Here is a 12,713-nt window from a genome sequence, read left to right as displayed (position 1 = left end):
CCGGCCACCAAGGAAAGGGACTTATGAGCATGCTGAATTTAAAAATATTTGTTCTGTTGATAGTCAGTTTTATACATTGGTCCTCCAGAGCGGAAGCTATCTGCCCTGAATGGCCGCCAGAAAGAATGTCGGTTGAAATTAACTCACTCAAGAAACAACTGGATAAGTGGAATGTGGCTTACCATCAGCAAGGTATTAGCGTGCATGCCGATGATGTTTACGATCAATTGCAGGAAAAATTGCAGTTATGGCAGTCATGCCATTTATTGCCGGACAAACAGGAAAACAGACTTACTCCTGGTAATGGGAAGTTTCTTCATCCGGTTGCGCATACCGGACTAAAAAAACTTAAAAATGAAGTTGCACTGGCTGATTGGATGGTGGGGCGGAAAAATCTCTGGGTGCAGCCTAAAATAGATGGCGTTGCAGTAACACTGGTGTATCAGGATGGAAAACTGATGCAACTTCTCAGTCGAGGAAATGGTTTGAAAGGCCAGAACTGGACTGACAAAGCACCATTTATTACTGCTATTCCTCAATATATTGCTACCGCTCCTCCCTGGTTAACGCTGCAAGGGGAGCTATTCCTGCAAATGGACGACCATCAACAAGCATCGTCTGGTGGTGCCAATGCCAGGGCGACAGTTGCTGGCGCACTTATGCGTAAGTCTCCAGCGGCATTACTACCCCAATTGGGCATTTTTATATGGGCATGGCCTGATGGACCAAGCAGCATGGTGGAGAAAGGGACACTATTGCAAGCGATGGGCTTCCCCTTGACCGCTAAATACAGCAAACCAATAGTATCAAGTCGCGATGTTGCACACTTTCGCAAACACTGGTTGCAAACACCGCTGCCTTTTGTAACTGATGGCGTTGTTATCCGTCAGGAACAGGAGCCAGCCGGACGCTACTGGCAGGCCGTTCCGGGGCACTGGGTTGTGGCGTGGAAATACCCACCACAGCAGCAACTTGCTGAAATTAAAGATATACATTTCACGATAGGCCGCACTGGTAGAGTGACAGTCGTTTTACAGGTTTCACCAGTAAAAATTGATGACAAATGGATTCGGCGAGTGAATGTTGGCTCGGTCGCGCGTTGGCGGCAGTGGGATATTACATCTGGCGATCAAATCGTTATCGCACTGGCCGGGCATGGTATTCCACGGTTGGATAGTGTTGTTTGGCGGGTAAGCCAACGGCAGACGTTCACTCCTCCAGCAGAGGATCAATTTCATCAATTGAGCTGTTTTCGCCTTATCCCTCCTGAATGTGAGCCGCAACTTCTCTCTCGTTTGACATGGCTTAGTGGCCAAAAAGGACAAGATATACAAAGTGTTAGTAGTGGATATTGGCGAGAGCTGATCCATCATGGGCTGATCAATGATTTGGTGGGGTGGCTATCTCTCACGAAAGACCAAATAGCGGATGTTCCTGGCATAGGGATAGCCCGTGCTGAAAATATTTATCAGCAATTTCAAAGCACAAGGGAAAAACCCTTTTCCCAATGGCTACAGGCATTGGGTTTTGCGCAGGGTACACTTGTCAATTCTCAATGGCGGTCACTACAACAACGCAGTATCGCCGAGTGGAGTTTAATACCGGGTATTGGGCCGATTCGAGCAAAACAGATTACTCATTTCTTACACCACCCAGAGGTGCAAGCTATGGCTGACTTTTTATCGCAACAGAATATTAGCGGGTTCCAACTTGAGGAGTAAACCTTCACGTACCTGACTTAATGCTCTGAATGGTCATATTTGAAGATTGGCAGGCCCAGCCGGAATCGTAATGCTAACAGTCGTGCACTTAGCCCGGTGACGAGTGTAATGATAACAACCCAATTATGTGACAGTTGTGTGTATTGCAGAGTAATGTAGATCCAGGCGGCAGCGAATGAGATACCAGCATAGATTTCTTTCTGGAATACCAAGGGGATACTGTTACAGAACATATCGCGCAGGACGCCGCCAAAAACGCCGGTAATGACGGCCGCAATGGCGGCAATTATCGTACTGTGGCCCATATCAAGAGCGATTTGTGCCCCAATAATAGAGAAAACAATCAGCCCAATTGCATCAAGCACCAAAAACAAATGGCGTAAATGCTTCATTAGTGGTGCCATCCAAGTTGTGACGATTGCAGCAACGGCGACAATAACAATGTATTCCGGGTGTTTAACCCAACCCAGCGGATAATGGCCCAGCAGCATATCTCGGACTGAACCACCACCAATTGCCGTTGCAGATGCAATAATAATGACACCAAACATATCCATTTGACGGCGGCCCGCAGCCAGTGCCCCGGTCATGGCTTCAGCTGTAATACCAATAATATAAAGAACACTGAGTAGCATAATGAATCAAATTTCTTAAGGGCAGTAAAGGCCGCAGAGTAGTGACTAAGGCTGGTTGTCGCGACTGAGATTTTCTAAGTCATATATTTAAGATTACTTTAACTAATCAATTTATTAATTATATATCTAATAAATATAAATAAAAAAAGAATGTATTAATAATTAGGCATGAATAATTGTAGGGTAAAAATAGTAGGTTAAAGCTCTGTGAGAGTACATTAGTACGCTTGTATGATCCTCTTGCGTGATTGCAGAGTCATTCAGGGGATGGTAGTTTTTATCTTTTATTTCAGTGAGATTTGTTCATGGACAATCGTGTTAATCCGTTGCGTTATCGTGGGGCATTGTTTGCCGGTATGGTTGCTATCGGGGTATTACTGGGCGGTTGTGTTGATAACGCTGGTCATGCAAACACTGTAGCGGTGAAAGTTGTACCTCCGACCTGTATTAAAGGTGAGTCAATGACACAAACCACACTCTACTTCGGTTTGAATCGGCCTCATGGCCCCGCTATTTCTATCACTGAATGGCAGTCTTTTGTCGATAATGATGTGACTAGCCGCTTCAATGAAGGCTTGACCGTAATTGATGCCAAGGGGCAATGGTTGGGAAATGATGGGAAAGTTGCCAAAGAAAGCAGTAAGGCATTAGTCCTTATTCATAAAGATGGCAAAGAAGACGCCATTGAAGCTTTGCGCTCCCGCTATAAACAGCAGTTTTCACAAGAATCTGTCATGCGAGTTGATACTACTGTGTGCGTAGATTTCTAACATTCATTTCAAGCCTTTTATCTCCAATTTACGAGAGATAAAAGGCTGATAGCCCTATTTTTGGCTTAGAATGAAAGCTTGCCTTATTACAAAATAAGTCCTGCAACGGCGGCAGAAAGTAAACTGACCAAGGTTGAACCATAGACTAATTTTAATCCGAATCGTGAAACGATATTCCCTTGTTGCTCATTCAGCCCTTTGATGGCACCAGCAACAATACCAATTGAGGCAAAGTTAGCAAAAGATACTAAAAAGACAGAAAGAATGCCTAAGCCACGTGGAGACATTTCGGCTGCTACTTTCTTTAATTCAATCATGGCAACGAACTCATTTGCCACCAGTTTGGTAGCCATAATACTCCCCGCCTGTAACGCATCCTGAGTAGGAATGCCAATCAGCAGAGCAAGCGGATAAAATAGATATCCCAGCACTTCTTGGAAACTGATGTTGAATAAGCTACTAAATAAAGCATTAATAGCAGAAATTATGGCAATAAACCCGATTAACATCGCGGCTATAATCATAGCGATTTTAAAACCAGCCAGAATATATTCCCCCAACATCTCAAAAAAACTTTGGTCTTCATGAAGTTTGTTTAGCTTTAATTCGGGTTCTTCAGTAACAGGGTAAGGATTAATAATAGAAAGAACAATAAAAGTACTAAACATATTCAATATTAATGCAGTTACTACAAATTTTGGCTCAAGCATAGTCATATAAGCGCTTACAATCGACATGGACACTGTTGACATCGCCGTTGCTGCCATGGTGTACATTCTACGTGGTGATATATCAGCAATAATCCCTTTGTAAGCAATAAAATTCTCTGATTGTCCTAAAATCAATGTACTTACGGCATTGAAAGACTCCAGTTTCCCCATGCCATTTACTTTGGATAACAACGTGCCCACCACCCGTATGATGAGTGGCAATATACGAAAGTGCTGTAAAATCCCAATCAGTGCCGAAACGAAAATGATCGGGCAAAGAACGTTCATGAATATAAATGCTAAGCCTTGTTCGTTCATTCCCCCAAAAACAAAACTAGTACCGACTGAGGCAAATTTCATCAGTGTTTCGAATAATCCAGCAAAATACTTTATCGCACCCAGGCCATTTTCTGAGTGTAAAAAGAAATAAGCCAGTGCAATTTCTAAAACCAATAACTGAAAAATATAGCGCAGTCTAATATTTTTTCGGTCACGACTGGCTAACAACGCCAGTATTGCAATAGTCATCAACGCTAAAAGAAAGTGCAGAATTTGCAGCATAAAAAATCCGTCAGGGATAAAGTTCAGCCAGTATTTTATCCATAACGGCAGGCTTTTTTCATCTGAAATTCTACCGCCTTGGCAATATATATTCTATTTAGCGCCTTAACACAGCTCTAAACATGCGTATTGTTAAAATTTTTACTGCTTTTCTCATCATTTATCCATTGAGTGACTCACTATTTATCTGCCAGCTTAAGTTGCCATCACTCCGGCAAGTTTAGCGCGTCCTCAAGGAGGATCCGGCAGAAATAGCACTATTTGTGTTTAACTAACTCATTGGATGGAATATGAATATGATTAATCTTCCTAGCTGCCGCCCTTTTACTGAGGCTGGCCACTTATCTCAAATATCGGCCTATTACGAAGAAGAGCGTAATACCATGTGGATGTTGTTGCGCGCTCATCCGCGCCCTTGTTTTAATCTGGAATTAATTGAAAATATTATGACACTCGCGCAAGCCGCTAAAGAATCAAAGTTACCTTTTGATTTTTGGGTGACGGGTTCGGTGGTGCCCAATATGTTTAATGTAGGGGGGGACTTAAACTTTTTCGCGCATATGATCAAAAACCGCAAACGAGAAGCGTTAATGGCATATGCGCGTGCATGCGTAGATTGTGTTCATGCGGCTTCCCGTGGCTTTGATACTGGTGCTATCTCTATTGCGATGATTGAGGGCAGCGCGTTAGGTGGCGGCTTTGAGGCAGCATTAGCCCATCATTTTGTTCTGGCACAAACTACAGCCAGAATGGGATTCCCAGAAATTGCATTTAATCTATTTCCTGGCATGGGGGGGTATTCGCTTGTTGCCAGAAAAGCAGGAATGAGGGTAGCTGAACAATTGATTTGGACGGGTGAGTCTCATGCAGCGGAATGGTATGAGAGTCGTGGCTTAGTTGATAAGTTATTTCAGCCGGGAGATGCTTATCTTGCTACTCGCACCTTTATAGATACGATCAGGCCGAAGTTAAATGGTATGAGAGCGATGATTAGGGTCCGGCAACGTGTTTTACAATTAACGCGTTCAGAACTGATGGATATCACTGAGGATTGGGTTGATTCTGCATTTTCTATTGAGCCGAAAGATATTGCCTATATCGAACGGTTGGTTACGTTACAAGACCGGCATACTTCGGCAATGCCAAAAGCAATATAACGTTATGCACCTAATCCAATGAAAGGTGAGGGTGTTGTGTTACCAGCCAATGCTCCAGTTCATCTGCGGGCATTGGTTTGGCGTAAAGAAATCCCTGCTTTTCATCAATGCCAATAGAATCCAGGAATTCTTCTTCCCCTTTAGTTTCCACACCTTCTGCAATCACCCGCATTTTAAGTGCCTCAGCGACAACGATAATGGCTTTAACCAGAGATTGTGAAATAGGATTATTATCAATATCACGAACAAAACTTTGATCCAATTTAATGGCATCAATAGGGATACGGGCCAATTGAGAAAGTGAAGAATAGCCAGTGCCGAAGTCATCCAAATGAACCTGAGCACCCAAGTGACGTAGTTGTTTCATGATATTGATAGCTGCATCTTCATCATCAATTAAGCAACTTTCGGTTAATTCAACATCAACCAAACTTGATTCTAATTCGCTGGATTCAAGAGACTCAATAAAACTGGTTACGATAGCTTCATCAATTAATTGCCTGGCTGACACATTGACTGCCACCCGCAAGTTAATTCCACGTTTTTTCCAATTTACCGCTTGTTGCATTGAGGTTTGCAGTACCCATTTTCCCAATGGTCCGATCAACCCGGATTCTTCGGCATAGGAGATAAATTCAAGTGGGGCGATTAAACCACGCTCAGGTGATAACCATCGGACTAATGCTTCGACACTATGAACTTTACCCGTTTTGGCAGATATCTTGGGTTGGTAAAAAACTTGTAATTGATGTTGTTCTAAACCCTTACGTAAATTGGTATCTAGCCAGACGTATTCAGATACTTTCTTATTCATCTCTTGTGAAAAAATCGAATAGGTCTGTTTTCCATGTTCTTTTGCGGTGTACATGGCAGTATCTGCGCTACGGATAATATTCTCTAGTGTATCGCCATGTTCAGGGCACAGTGCTATCCCGATAGAGCACCCAGTATATACTTCAATCAATCCTACTCGGAAGGGCAATTTCATGCGGTTGAGAATACGCTGTGTAGTTGCCTCCAGTAAGCTCATCGAGGCATTCTCGACCAGAACAATAAACTCATCACCGCCTAACCGGGCAAGCATTTCACTTTCACCCAAACAACTTAAAATGGCGAGTGAGACATCTTTCAGTAAGCGATCACCAAACATATGACCGTAATGGTCGTTCACTTTTTTAAAATTATCGAGATCGAGGTAAATAATCCCCACCGAAGAATCACCACGAGTTAGGATCGCGCTATTAATACGTTCATGAATAGCGTGGCGATTAGGCAGGCCAGTAATCATGTCGGTATTAGCCAAAATCCGCAAACGCTCTTGAGCACGCCTTTCTTTAGTAATATCGGTACCAGAACAGATAAGGTAACGCTCGTTTTTGCCACTGCCACTGTGAACAAACTTATTGCGGAATAAAAAGAGACGTTTTCCTTTTACGGTATTAACCCAACGCTCAACTTCGTAAGATGCACCGCGCTGGAAGAAGCCCTCAATATTTTTACGTGATGAGGCTCCCTCTTTGGCTGTCATAAACAAGTCGTAAACATTTTTACCAATGACATCTTGTTCTTTTTTACCGGTATATTCTTCGCTAAGGTGATTGAAACGCTGTACATAACCATCTTTATCGAGAATCACAATGACTGAGTTAGCTTCAGAAACCACTTGTTCTGCAAAGGAAAGCCCCATTACTAAATCGCGCGCTACTGATTCAGTATCCGCGTACGCGGAAGCCGTTCCGCCCCATTCTTTGTCATTAACTTTACGGCCCACCAGATGTAAATGAAGTGGATTACCATAAATCTCGATTTCAATATCTAAACTGGCAGTAATGCCGGTTAAGCCCCGAATTTTCATTGTTTGAACTGAATTAAGGGGAATAGCAATATTTGTAGTCCCTTTAATCGCTGACAACTCTAAAGCTTGACTATCAAAAGCCAGTCGCCAAAAAGGGCTATGGGTACCAAAATAGGTATCAAGGATCGATGTGTTTTGGTCTTCGAACATACGCGATCCCCTAAAAGTGTATATGTGTCTTTTACTTACCTTAGCCAGAAAATTTAAGCAACGCTATTTCTGGCTTACCCTGTGATGGTGGTAATTCTGGCCCTTATAAAACGACCCTGTCTAGACCGACCAACCAATAAAGTATATGTGTAATTTCTTCATACCTGATATTAGATAGTAGTCATAAACATATTAAATGCCCTTTCTGCTCTCAAATTGTGGCATAAGAAGAAAGGTAAGCATGGGAAAAATAAAAAAACATCATATTTTTTATATTGTTACATTGATTTGTACAAAATATTTTAATTGATAAAATAATGAAGAAGAGCCGCTTGTTCGAGGGAGAGAAGTGTGACTTTGGGCGGGTTAACATCACTACAACAGCAAAATGGTGAGCAATTAGGGTATTCCATTTCAAATGAAGTAAGAATACCCAAATCCCAATTATGGTTTTTCTGCGATTCTTTTCAGATATTCATTGTTTTTGAATGCGATCATGATCATTTCAAAACAGATTCGAGAAGTAAGGCCACCAGCAAGGATGCTAAAAAAGCCGCCGATGACGCTGGTATTTATCATTACAAATACGCCGGAAAAATGATGAGCACCAGTAAAAGCCAATATAAACCAGTAAGAATTTTTGGTGTTAGCAAAGCATCGAAAAAAAGTACATTCTTAAGCATTACGAAATCCTTCTTATTTGAGCGTTAAAATTCCAGCAGGGATTATGCATTAGCTTTAAACCTCTTGCCATACACAAACACTTACAAATATTATGGAATTATAATAATCAGATGATTCTCGTTATTACTGCTCAAATTGGGCACTTTAATTACTAAAAGTTCAGTATCATGCCAACGCCGACTTCTTCAATATTAACTGTATTAGCTAGGGCTATTTTGGCTTTAAGATCAGTACAGTGGCAGGGATAAACTGCTTTAGCATTGAGTTGTTTAAAATAGTCAGATGTTCTGGATAGAATCTCACTACTGGCATTTAATAAATGAAAGCCGCCAATAACTGCACGCACACGTTTATCGTTGGTAACTTTAATAGCATAATCGATAATATTGCAGATACCAGAGTGAGAGCAGCCTGTGATTATTACGATACCTTCAGGGCTGGTATAAACCATTGCACTATCATCGGTAACAAAATCTTCAACTTTATGGCCGCAGCAATCGACAGTTTCGCCAATAGGCTCTAGCCCTTCGAAATCGTTGTTACGCGCAATCTCCCCTAAAAAGAGTAAATTATCGGTAAGGTAATATACCCCAGGCTGTTCGACCCGTTCGAAAAGCATCGGATAACCATCCGCCGGTAAATTAGCCCCTATAGATTTATCTTCATAGTATTTCGGCAGAAAAGCATTGGGATGAGCAACAATCTTTATTTTCTTGGCATATTGATGGTTTACCCGATCAAGATGCTGTGCAAGGTGGTTTAGCCCCCAGCTATGGTCGTTATGCCCATGAGAAAGGACAATACTGTCTATCTCAGTCAGGTTAATGCCTAAAATGGCCGCATTACTCAGAAAAACATCGGAGTAACCGGTATCAAAAAGAAATGATTTTTCGTCAATTCGTAAGTGATAGCAGACACCAGGTTCGGCGGTAAGGTACTTATCTATCAAGGTATTATTATCAACTAATACGGTTAACTGCATGTTTTCTCCTTACCTACATACTCTACACTGACATGAGTATTATTTGCGACTATCGTTAAGCGATTAATCAGTAACTGATTATATTTATTCAACATACACCTGATGGCTAGGGAAAAAAGTGCTCACCTCGCGTTGTTTGGAACAAATACGGTCTTGTTTCATCCTTCTACGGTCAGTGATAATTACGCTTGTCTCTGAGGTGAAAATTTGAGGTATAGATGATAAGAAAGGCGACACTTGCGGATATATCCCGTTTGGTTGAGGTTTGGGAACTCGCAGTAAGAGAAACACATTTATTCTTAACCGAAACTGATATTCAGTTTTATTTGCCACAGGTGCGGGATATCTATTTACCTGCTCTGGAGGTGTGGTTATTTGAAAATAGTACCGAGATCGTAGGATTTATCGGCCTGGATAGTAACAAAGTAGAAACGTTGTTTATTGATCCCGCTTATCACGGTAAAGGTATTGGTAAAGCGTTGCTGGTTCATGCTCAGCATTTAAAGGGAAAGTTGCGTGTGGATGTGAATGAGCAAAATCCAGCGGCATTAACTTTTTATCTAAAATGCGGATTTATAAAAATCGGTCGCTCAGAATTGGATGGCGAGGGGAAACCTTTCCCATTGATTCACCTGACTCAGACTGAATAGTAACCTAGGACGGGTGATACTAAGCATGAGCTGTGGTTAGTGTATATCACAAACCATTAAATAACCTTTTCACCACTACGGCGCTACTCTCTTTGCAAGCAATTCCCATCGGTTCATCGTGAGTTGCAGAGTTCAGAACTTCTGAAGTATTGGCTCTGGCTTGGATTGAGGCATATGTACGCATGTTGTTACTTCTTAAATTTACATTTCCATTGCTGAAAATTCAATCAACCCCAGGGGGAATATATGGTTGCAGAAAGTATTCGACCATAAAAATTTATAGCGCTAAAAAAGCCCGTAGTGACACGGGCTTGAGGTGTACTTCGAGGGGCAGTGAGACTTAGTGAGTGCTAGCGTGATAACTTACTCAATATTCTGAATCTGCTCGCGCATTTGCTCGATTAGTACTTTCAGTTCGATAGCGGAGTTGGTCACGTCGGCATTGATAGACTTTGATGCCAGCGTATTCGATTCGCGGTTAAATTCTTGCATCATAAAATCAAGGCGACGGCCTACCGCTTCTTTCTTCTTCAGAATATTGTGCGTTTCTTTAACGTGCGCTTCCAGGCGATCTAGCTCTTCGGCAACATCGACACGTTGCGCCATCAACACCAATTCTTGCTCCAGACGGGTATTTTCCAGTTGGACTTGCGCTTCTTCCAGCTTATTGAGCAAGCGTTCACGTTGCCACTGCAAGATATTTGGCATATGCGCACGGACTTTAATCACTTCCGCACTAACACCATCAAGGCGCTGTTCGATAAGGGTTTTCAGTGCCGCACCTTCTGTTTCGCGGGAAACGATAAAGTCATCCAGCACGATATCCAATGCTTGCATTAGCTCGGTACTGATTGCGTCCAGATCCTGCTCTTCAGCGGCCATGACACCCGGCCAGCGCAGAATATCCACCGGATTTATCTCGCCTTCATCACTTTGCATTTTGACCCAGTTACCGGCCTCAACTAACTGCTTTGCCAGTTTTTCATTAAGGATCAGAGAGCTTTGTGCGTTAGCATCCAGTTCAAAACGCAGGTTGCACTCAATTTTGCCGCGCGTTAAGCGGCCACGGATGCGTTCGCGGATAACTGGTTCCAGACTGCGAAATTGTTCAGGTAAGCGAATATAGGTTTCTAAATAGCGTTGGTTAACGGAACGCAGCTCCCAGGCTGCGCTACCCCATTCACCCTTAATGTCACGCCGAGCGTAAGCGGTCATGCTGCGGATCATTGTTGCGTACCCGTTTTAAAGAAAAGATGCAGCGATTATAGCCTCCGAGGCGCAGGCAGGATAGGCATTACATCACTAAGGCCGTATAATGCGCGACCAATATCGATTTAAAGCCGGAGAAAGCCCATGCGTCCAGCAGACCGAGCAGCACAACAAGTCCGCCCACTCACCCTGACCCGTAATTACACGAAACACGCTGAAGGTTCAGTATTGGTTGAGTTTGGCGATACCAAAGTATTGTGTACCGCCACGGTCGAAGAGGGTGTTCCGCGCTTTCTCAAAGGCCAAGGGCAGGGCTGGATAACTGCTGAATATGGCATGTTGCCGCGTGCTACTCATAGCCGTAATGCCCGTGAAGCCGCGAAAGGTAAACAAGGTGGCCGTACTTTAGAGATTCAACGCCTGATTGCCCGTTCTTTACGTGCTGCGGTTGATTTGAAAAAATTAGGTGAGTTCACTATCACCTTAGACTGCGATGTGTTGCAGGCTGATGGTGGTACCCGTACTGCTTCAATCAGTGGTGCTTGTGTGGCTCTGGCCGATGCACTGAATAAACTGGTCGCGGCGGGTAAATTGAAAGCGAACCCAATGAAAGGTCTGGTTGCTGCGGTTTCTGTCGGTATCGTTAAAGGCGAGGCCCTTTGCGATCTGGAATATGTAGAAGATTCTGCCGCAGAAACGGATATGAATGTGGTGATGATGGAAGATGGCCGGATGATTGAGGTGCAGGGCACCGCAGAAGGCGAACCATTCAGTCACGAAGAACTCTTGTCGTTGCTGGCTCTGGCCCGTGGGGGAATAGAGACTATTTTCCAGGCGCAGAAAGCAGTGTTAGCACAATAATTGATTAAGGCGACTTGCTAGTCGCCTTTTTTTTGCCTGCAATTTAGATATCGAGTCAGTTAATAAAGCAGTTAACAAGAACAGTCACAATCTGGAGAGGAGAAGTACCCATGAAAGCCTATCAGCGCGATTTTATCGAGTTTGCGCTTAACAAGCAGGTGTTGAAGTTTGGCGAATTTACCCTGAAGTCTGGGCGGATTAGCCCCTATTTCTTTAATGCCGGATTGTTTAATACCGGGCTGGATCTGGCAAAACTCGGGCGTTTTTATGCCGCTGCCTTAGTAGATTGTGGTGTAGAGTTCGATCTGTTGTTCGGGCCAGCATACAAAGGTATCCCAATTGCGACGACGACGGCTGTTGCATTGGCAGAGCATCATGAACGCGATGTGCCTTACTGTTTTAACCGTAAAGAAGCGAAAAATCACGGGGAAGGCGGCAGTCTGGTAGGTAGCCCGTTACAAGGCCGAGTCATGCTGGTGGATGATGTAATAACCGCTGGTACTGCTATTCGTGAATCAATGGAGATTATCAATGCACAGGGCGCGACCCTGGCTGGCGTAATGATTTCATTGGACCGTCAGGAACGTGGCCGTGGTGAGATTTCAGCGATTCAGGAAGTTGAACGTGATTATCACTGCAAAGTGATTGCGATTGTGACGTTGAGTGATGTGATAAGTTATCTGGAAGAAAAACCAGAAATGGCTGATCATCTGGCCGCGGTGCGTGAATATCGCAAGGAATACGGTATCTAGCCACTCTATTGCTAAG

At 43.3% G+C, this 12,713-nt stretch carries 13 protein-coding genes; 7 read left to right on the top strand and 6 right to left on the bottom strand.

Features of this window, described 5'->3' with window-relative positions:
* Positions 1-23: 23 nt before the first annotated feature.
* A complete protein-coding gene (ligB, locus tag V1955_RS21890; protein ID WP_442821394.1) occupies positions 24-1,721 on the top strand; it encodes an NAD-dependent DNA ligase LigB in 1,698 nt (565 codons plus the stop codon).
* Positions 1,722-1,738: 17 nt separating this feature from the next.
* On the opposite strand, the gene V1955_RS21885 is transcribed toward ligB, so the two are convergent.
* On the bottom strand, positions 1,739-2,356 hold the full coding sequence (locus tag V1955_RS21885) for a trimeric intracellular cation channel family protein (RefSeq protein WP_442821393.1): 618 nt from the start codon (positions 2,354-2,356) through the stop codon (positions 1,739-1,741).
* A 305-nt stretch (positions 2,357-2,661) separates the two neighbouring features.
* Between V1955_RS21885 and V1955_RS21880 the strand changes: the two genes are divergently transcribed.
* Complete coding sequence (locus V1955_RS21880; protein WP_442821392.1) at positions 2,662-3,126, top strand: DUF3574 domain-containing protein; 465 nt, start codon at positions 2,662-2,664, stop codon at positions 3,124-3,126.
* An 86-nt stretch (positions 3,127-3,212) separates the two neighbouring features.
* Here V1955_RS21880 and V1955_RS21875 read toward each other — a convergent pair whose 3' ends face one another.
* A complete protein-coding gene (locus tag V1955_RS21875) occupies positions 3,213-4,397 on the bottom strand; it encodes a NupC/NupG family nucleoside CNT transporter (RefSeq protein WP_083161668.1) in 1,185 nt (394 codons plus the stop codon).
* 290 nt (positions 4,398-4,687) lie between these two features.
* Between V1955_RS21875 and V1955_RS21870 the strand changes: the two genes are divergently transcribed.
* Complete coding sequence (locus V1955_RS21870) at positions 4,688-5,554, top strand: crotonase/enoyl-CoA hydratase family protein (protein WP_102970503.1); 867 nt, start codon at positions 4,688-4,690, stop codon at positions 5,552-5,554.
* 10 nt (positions 5,555-5,564) lie between these two features.
* On the opposite strand, the gene pdeR is transcribed toward V1955_RS21870, so the two are convergent.
* On the bottom strand, positions 5,565-7,559 hold the full coding sequence (pdeR, locus tag V1955_RS21865; RefSeq protein ID WP_442821391.1) for a cyclic di-GMP phosphodiesterase: 1,995 nt from the start codon (positions 7,557-7,559) through the stop codon (positions 5,565-5,567).
* Between the two features lie 351 nt (positions 7,560-7,910).
* Between pdeR and V1955_RS21860 the strand changes: the two genes are divergently transcribed.
* Positions 7,911-8,270 carry a hypothetical protein gene (locus V1955_RS21860; RefSeq protein ID WP_442821390.1) on the top strand — a complete coding sequence of 120 codons (360 nt, stop codon included), beginning with the start codon at positions 7,911-7,913 and terminating at the stop codon, positions 8,268-8,270.
* A gap of 124 nt (positions 8,271-8,394) precedes the next feature.
* On the opposite strand, the gene V1955_RS21855 is transcribed toward V1955_RS21860, so the two are convergent.
* Positions 8,395-9,225 (bottom strand): MBL fold metallo-hydrolase, encoded by an 831-nt coding sequence (locus tag V1955_RS21855; RefSeq protein ID WP_083161674.1) that lies wholly within the window; start codon positions 9,223-9,225, stop codon positions 8,395-8,397.
* A 218-nt stretch (positions 9,226-9,443) separates the two neighbouring features.
* On the opposite strand from V1955_RS21855, the gene V1955_RS21850 reads away from it, so the two are divergent.
* Positions 9,444-9,875, top strand: a complete 432-nt coding sequence (locus V1955_RS21850; protein ID WP_083161676.1) for a GNAT family N-acetyltransferase — start codon at positions 9,444-9,446, stop codon at positions 9,873-9,875.
* 46 nt (positions 9,876-9,921) lie between these two features.
* On the opposite strand, the gene V1955_RS21845 is transcribed toward V1955_RS21850, so the two are convergent.
* Together V1955_RS21845 and V1955_RS21840 are read right to left on the bottom strand one after the other, a co-directional pair.
* Complete coding sequence (locus tag V1955_RS21845) at positions 9,922-10,059, bottom strand: hypothetical protein (protein WP_193784755.1); 138 nt, start codon at positions 10,057-10,059, stop codon at positions 9,922-9,924.
* A 179-nt stretch (positions 10,060-10,238) separates the two neighbouring features.
* Positions 10,239-11,102: a YicC/YloC family endoribonuclease gene (locus V1955_RS21840; protein ID WP_005191086.1), complete on the bottom strand. Its 864-nt coding sequence runs from the start codon at positions 11,100-11,102 to the stop codon at positions 10,239-10,241.
* Positions 11,103-11,228: 126 nt separating this feature from the next.
* Here V1955_RS21840 and rph point away from each other — a divergent pair, with 126 nt between their 5' ends.
* Both rph and pyrE read left to right on the top strand, forming a co-directional pair.
* Positions 11,229-11,945, top strand: a complete 717-nt coding sequence (rph, locus tag V1955_RS21835) for a ribonuclease PH (protein ID WP_083161705.1) — start codon at positions 11,229-11,231, stop codon at positions 11,943-11,945.
* A gap of 110 nt (positions 11,946-12,055) precedes the next feature.
* Positions 12,056-12,697: an orotate phosphoribosyltransferase gene (pyrE, locus tag V1955_RS21830; protein ID WP_083161707.1), complete on the top strand. Its 642-nt coding sequence runs from the start codon at positions 12,056-12,058 to the stop codon at positions 12,695-12,697.
* Positions 12,698-12,713 lie beyond the last annotated feature (16 nt).

Origin of the sequence: Yersinia sp. 2545 StPb PI (assembly GCF_052217125.1) — a bacterium.
GTDB lineage: Bacteria > Pseudomonadota > Gammaproteobacteria > Enterobacterales > Enterobacteriaceae > Yersinia > Yersinia enterocolitica_E.
Note: the sequence above shows the minus strand (reverse complement) of the source record. Positions and strands in the feature narration are given on the sequence as shown.

What these genes read in the sequence shown, in the direction of transcription:
- pdeR (WP_442821391.1), bottom strand. Translation starts at nt 7,559, where the DNA reads ATGTTCGAAGACCAAAACACATCGATCCTTGATACCTATTTTGGTACC.
- ligB (WP_442821394.1), top strand. Translation starts at nt 24, where the DNA reads ATGAGCATGCTGAATTTAAAAATATTTGTTCTGTTGATAGTCAGTTTT.
- V1955_RS21885 (WP_442821393.1), bottom strand. Translation starts at nt 2,356, where the DNA reads ATGCTACTCAGTGTTCTTTATATTATTGGTATTACAGCTGAAGCCATG.
- V1955_RS21875 (WP_083161668.1), bottom strand. Translation starts at nt 4,397, where the DNA reads ATGCTGCAAATTCTGCACTTTCTTTTAGCGTTGATGACTATTGCAATA.
- rph (WP_083161705.1), top strand. Translation starts at nt 11,229, where the DNA reads ATGCGTCCAGCAGACCGAGCAGCACAACAAGTCCGCCCACTCACCCTG.
- V1955_RS21855 (WP_083161674.1), bottom strand. Translation starts at nt 9,225, where the DNA reads ATGCAGTTAACCGTATTAGTTGATAATAATACCTTGATAGATAAGTAC.
- pyrE (WP_083161707.1), top strand. Translation starts at nt 12,056, where the DNA reads ATGAAAGCCTATCAGCGCGATTTTATCGAGTTTGCGCTTAACAAGCAG.
- V1955_RS21880 (WP_442821392.1), top strand. Translation starts at nt 2,662, where the DNA reads ATGGACAATCGTGTTAATCCGTTGCGTTATCGTGGGGCATTGTTTGCC.
- V1955_RS21840 (WP_005191086.1), bottom strand. Translation starts at nt 11,102, where the DNA reads ATGATCCGCAGCATGACCGCTTACGCTCGGCGTGACATTAAGGGTGAA.
- V1955_RS21850 (WP_083161676.1), top strand. Translation starts at nt 9,444, where the DNA reads ATGATAAGAAAGGCGACACTTGCGGATATATCCCGTTTGGTTGAGGTT.
- V1955_RS21845 (WP_193784755.1), bottom strand. Translation starts at nt 10,059, where the DNA reads ATGCGTACATATGCCTCAATCCAAGCCAGAGCCAATACTTCAGAAGTT.
- V1955_RS21870 (WP_102970503.1), top strand. Translation starts at nt 4,688, where the DNA reads ATGAATATGATTAATCTTCCTAGCTGCCGCCCTTTTACTGAGGCTGGC.